This window comes from Nocardiopsis sp. NPDC058631, assembly GCF_042716955.1.
Classification (GTDB): Bacteria; Actinomycetota; Actinomycetes; order Streptosporangiales; family Streptosporangiaceae; genus Nocardiopsis.
In genome coordinates this window covers 1-4,080 of record NZ_JBHXQY010000086.1, presented here as the reverse complement: position 1 = coordinate 4,080, position 4,080 = coordinate 1, and the positions used below count along the sequence as shown (strand labels likewise).

4 protein-coding genes are annotated in these 4,080 nt (G+C 73.5%); 3 read left to right on the top strand and 1 reads right to left on the bottom strand.

The annotated features are described in order from the left end of the window. Positions 1 to 138 precede the first annotated feature (138 nt). Positions 139 to 726 carry a hypothetical protein gene (locus tag ACFWTE_RS23255; RefSeq protein WP_378781974.1) on the bottom strand — a complete coding sequence of 196 codons (588 nt, stop codon included), beginning with the start codon at positions 724 to 726 and terminating at the stop codon, positions 139 to 141. Positions 727 to 1,007: 281 nt separating this feature from the next. On the opposite strand from ACFWTE_RS23255, the gene ACFWTE_RS23250 reads away from it, so the two are divergent. Genes ACFWTE_RS23250 through ACFWTE_RS23240 form a run of 3 tightly spaced genes read left to right on the top strand, consistent with a single transcriptional unit; the run spans position 1,008 to position 3,962 of the window. Next, positions 1,008 to 2,144 (top strand): FecCD family ABC transporter permease, encoded by a 1,137-nt coding sequence (locus tag ACFWTE_RS23250; RefSeq protein WP_378781997.1) that lies wholly within the window; start codon positions 1,008 to 1,010, stop codon positions 2,142 to 2,144. Continuing rightward, entirely contained in the window at positions 2,144 to 2,971 is an 828-nt protein-coding gene (locus ACFWTE_RS23245) for an ABC transporter ATP-binding protein (RefSeq protein ID WP_378781973.1), read from the top strand. The genes ACFWTE_RS23250 and ACFWTE_RS23245 overlap by 1 nt, the downstream gene beginning before the upstream one ends. Further along, the gene (locus ACFWTE_RS23240; RefSeq protein ID WP_378781972.1) at positions 2,952 to 3,962 is read left to right on the top strand and encodes an ABC transporter substrate-binding protein; all 1,011 of its coding nucleotides are present in this window, start codon (positions 2,952 to 2,954) and stop codon (positions 3,960 to 3,962) included. Before ACFWTE_RS23245 ends, ACFWTE_RS23240 begins: the two co-directional genes overlap by 20 nt. The last annotated feature ends 118 nt before the right edge of the window (positions 3,963 to 4,080 follow it).

Here is a 4,080-nt window from a genome sequence, read left to right as displayed (position 1 = left end):
ACCGTTGAACCGCTCGGGCTCGGCACTCCGAGCGGACGGGAGACCGGCGAGAAGATTTTTTCGCTCCGCCTCGGACAGGGCGCGGGAGCGCCGACGCCGGGCCGTGCGCTCGGCGCACGGCGGGTGACGTGGTGTCGATCAGGCAGTGGCCGGGGGCCCGCGCACGACGCGGACGTACCGCAGGGCCGGACGCGGGGCGGGCACCCCGGTGCGGGCGAAGCGGGCGACGCCGGGGAGCACGACGGGACGGGGCCGCGCGAGGAGGACGAGGAGCACTCCCCGCAGGAGGGTGCCCAGGAACCCCAGGAGGTCGAAGGCGGCGCGTTCGCCCTGGCGCAGCCACCAGGCGCCCACGAGTCCGGCCGCGGCGTGGGCGAGCAGCATGTCGGCTCCGGCGCCGTCCGCGCCCTCCGGGAGGGAGGCGTGCACGGCGGTGTGCCCGAGCCCCGCAGAACCCGGGACGGGGTCCCCGGGCCGGGCCGCCAGGGTGAAGACCAGGTGCAGCGCGGCCTGGCTCCAGAGCATTCTCGCGGTGAGCGCGCCCAGGCGCTGTTCGGAGCGGACCGTCGCGTGGGCGAGGGCGAGGACCAGCGCGCCTCCCAGCAGGAGTGCGGGCAGGGACACGCCGTGCCCGGAGGAGAGGCCGTGCCCGGTGGCGGAGACGCCCACGCACACTCCGGCGAACACCGCGGAGCGCGGCAGCCGGGGCGGGGCGGGCGTCGACATGGCAGCCATTGTGCACGGGTCGCCGTTGCGTGGCTATACGGGTACCCGGGGTGATTTCGCCGCTCCCCCGGCCGCCGCTCCCCCGGCCGCCGGGCCCGTCGCCGGGAACCCTGCGGAGCCGGCGGTCCGCGCCCCGGCCTCCCCGGTCCGGTCCTCTTGCTCCGGATGTAGCCCCTGTGCGGCCCGGTGGCCCGATCACGTGCGCGAGTGGTGCGATTCGAGCTTAGAATGAAAATCATTGTCATTGTCGCGCATTTCGGAAGGGAGACCAGGTGCGCCAACTGTCCGTCCCCCCGGGCGAACCACGGCAGGCACACAGTCCAGATCCCCGCTCCGCCCCCGCTTCCGACGCTGCGGGCCCGCCCCGGGTCCGCAGACTCTCCACCCCCGCCGGCACGGCCGTCGCCGCGGTCGTGCTCGGCGCCGTCCTGGTGGCCTCGGCGGTCCTGGCGATCGGCCTGGGCTCGGCGCTCGTCCCCCCCGCCGAGACCGTGCGCTACCTGTGGGCGGCCCTCACCGGAGGCACCATCCAGGCCGACGAGGTCGTCCGCTACCAGATCATCTGGCAGATCCGCACACCGCGCGTGATCCTCGCGGCCCTGGTCGGCGCCGGGCTGGGCGTCGTCGGCGTCGCCGTCCAGGCGATGGTGCGCAACGCCCTCGCCGACCCCTTCATCCTCGGCGTCTCCTCCGGTGCCTCCGTCGGCGCGGTCCTGGTCGGCGTGTTCGGCGCGCTCTCGGCGCTCGGCGTCTACGCCGTCTCCGTCGGCGCCTTCCTCGGCGCCCTCGTCGCGACCCTCCTCGTGTACCTCATCGCCTACTCCCGCACGGGGGTGACCCCGCTGCGCCTGGTGCTGACCGGCGTCGCCCTGTCCTTCGGGTTCCAGGCCGTCATGAGCGTGATCATCTACCTCGCCCCCAGCAGCGAGGCCACGAGCACGGTCCTGTTCTGGTCCATGGGAAGTTTCGGCGCGGCCACCTGGGGCTCGCTCCCCGTGGTCGCGGCGGTGGTCGTCCTGGGCGCGGTCCTGCTCCGCGGTCTGGCCCGCCCTCTCGACGTCATGGCGCTGGGGGACGAGACGGCCGCCAGCCTGGGCATCGACGCGGACCGGCTGCGCCGGTGGCTCTTCGCGCTGACCGCCGTGATGACCGGGGCGATGGTCGCGGTGAGCGGGGCGATCGGCTTCGTCGGCCTCGTCATCCCGCACATCGTGCGCATGCTGGTGGGCGCGGACCACCGGCGGGTCCTCACCGTCGCCCCGCTGCTCGGCGCGGTCTTCATGGTCTGGGTCGACCTCGCCTCCCGCGTGGCCGTGGCCCCCCGCGAACTCCCCCTGGGCGTCATCACCGCCCTGATCGGGGTCCCGGTGTTCATCACCCTCATGCGCCGCAGGGGCTACCTGTTCGGAGGACGCTGATGGACCTGCGCCTTGACGGCCTGTCCGTCGAACTCGGCGGCGCTCCGATCGTCCGCGCGCTGACGCTGGACGTTCCCGACGGGCAGGTGGTGGGCCTGGTCGGCCCCAACGGCTCGGGCAAGTCCACCGCCCTGCGCTGTGTGTACCGGGCCCTGCGCCCCGACGCGGGGCGGGTGTGGCTGGGGGACGACGACCTGTCCTCCCTCAGTCTGCGCCTGGGCGCCCAGCGCATCGCCGCGCTGACCCAGGAGAGCGGCAGCGACCTGGACTTCACCGTGGAGGAGGTCGTCGCTCTGGGCCGCACCCCCCACCTGCGGGGCAACCAGGCGCTCAGCGCCCGCGAGCGCGCCCTCTGCCACCGCGCCATGGAGCTCCTGGACGTGGCGCACCTCGCCGGGCGCGGCGTGCTCGAACTGTCCGGTGGGGAGCGCCAGCGTGTGCTGGTGGCCCGCGCCCTGGCGCAGGAGCCCCGGGTGCTGGTCCTGGACGAGCCCACCAACCACCTCGACGTCCGCCACCAGGTCGAACTCCTGTCCCTTGTCCGGGGGGCCGGGATCACGGTGCTCGTGGTCCTGCACGACCTCAACCTGGCCTCGGCCGCCTGCGACCGGATCGGTGTGCTCTCCGAGGGCGCCCTGGTGGCCACGGGCACCCCCGGCGAGGTCCTGACCCCCGACCTGATCCGCGAGGTCTTCGGCATCGAGGCCTCGGTGGTGCCGCACCCCCTGACCGGCGACCCCCAAGTGCTGTACCGGCTCCCTCCCCGTCCAGGCCCCCTGGACTCCGTGATGTCGAGAAAGGCGTCCCATGAAGACCAGCTTTCGTGAAGGCGGTTCCCCCTGGCGCTCCGCGCTCCCCGTGGCGGCCGTGTCCGTCCTGCTCGCCGGGTGCGGCGCCCAGGTCCAGGAGGGCTCGGTGGACGCGAGCACGGTGACCGCGGAGCGCTGCGGCGAGGAGGTGGAGTACACCACCCCGCAGCGCGCCGTCGCCTACGAGGGCGGCAGCGCGGACAAGCTGTTCGCCCTGGGGTTGGCCGACCACGTGCACGGCTACGTGATGCCGCCCGCCAACCCGCCGGTGGAGGAGTCCCCCTGGGCGGCGGACTACGAGCAGGTCGAGTTCCTCGGCGAGGACCTCCTGGACCGGGAGACGGTCGTGGACGCCGAGGCCGACCTCGTGGTCGCGGGCTGGAACTCGGGGTTCAGCGACCAGCGCGGCATCACCCCGGAGATCCTGGACGGCATCGGGATCCAGAGCTTCATGCACGCCGAGTCGTGCTTCAACTACCCCGGCTTCCCGGAGCGGGTCACGCCCTTCGAGGGCCTGTACACGGACCTGGAGCGGCTGGGGCTGATCTTCGGGGTGGAGGAGCGGGCCGCCGAGCTGGTGGAGGGGTACCGGGAGCGGGTCGCGGCGGTGGAGGAGCAGGCGCCGGAGGGCGACCCCGTTCCCGTGTTCCTCTACGACTCGGGGACCGACCAGCCCTTCACCGCGGGCAGCCAGGTGCCGCCCAACGACATCATCGGCCACGCGGGCGGCGAGAACATCTTCGGCGACCTCGACGAGCGGTGGAGCCAGGTCGGCTGGGAGGCGGTCGTGGAGGCCGAGCCCGAGGTCGTCATCATCCTCGACTACGGCGACCAGCCTGCGGAGGAGAAGATCGACTTCCTGACCTCGTTCCCCGCCATGTCCGAGGTTCCGGCGGTGGTCGAGGAGAACTTCTTCGTCCTGGACTACAACGAGGGCATCTCCAGCCCGCGCAACATCGACGGGTTGGAGAGGTTCGCCGAGTACCTGCGGGAGCTGGAGCGGGGCTGACCGCAGCGGGGACGGAGGGCGCACGCGTCCCCGTCCCCGTCACCGCCGCCTGGCCGCGGAGTCGACGCGGGGGCGCGGGGAGGTACCCGCCGGAGTCCCCCTCCGGCGGGTACCTCCC